The sequence below is a fragment of the Acinetobacter endophylla genome, assembly GCF_053543775.1.
Genome location: NZ_JBLVOM010000075.1, coordinates 1 through 333, shown reverse-complemented (window position 1 = coordinate 333; position 333 = coordinate 1). Strand labels below are relative to the sequence as shown.

Below are 333 nucleotides of genomic sequence, written 5' to 3'. Positions count from 1 at the left end.
ATATGAGAACAGCCTGGATGCGGTCAGCGACCGCGATTTCATTGTGGAGTTTCTGGCGAACGCGGCGCTCGTCATGACGCATCTGTCCCGGCTCAGCGAGGAACTGGTGCTATGGAGCAGCACGGAGTTCAGCTTCGTGGAGTTGGATGATGCTTTTTGCACAGGCAGCAGCATTATGCCGCAGAAGAAGAACCCGGATGTACCGGAGCTGGTGCGGGGCAAAACAGGCCGCGTCTACGGCAACCTGATCGGTCTGCTGACCGTACTGAAGTCTCTGCCTCTGGCGTATAACAAGGATATGCAGGAAGACAAAGAAGGCATGTTCGATACCGT

Annotated in this window: 1 protein-coding gene; it reads left to right on the top strand. The window is 55.6% G+C overall.

Annotated features, from left to right (window positions below):
- On the top strand, window positions 1-333 hold a 333-nt coding region (locus ACNPNW_RS04935; RefSeq protein WP_448766625.1), incomplete at both ends, for a lyase family protein.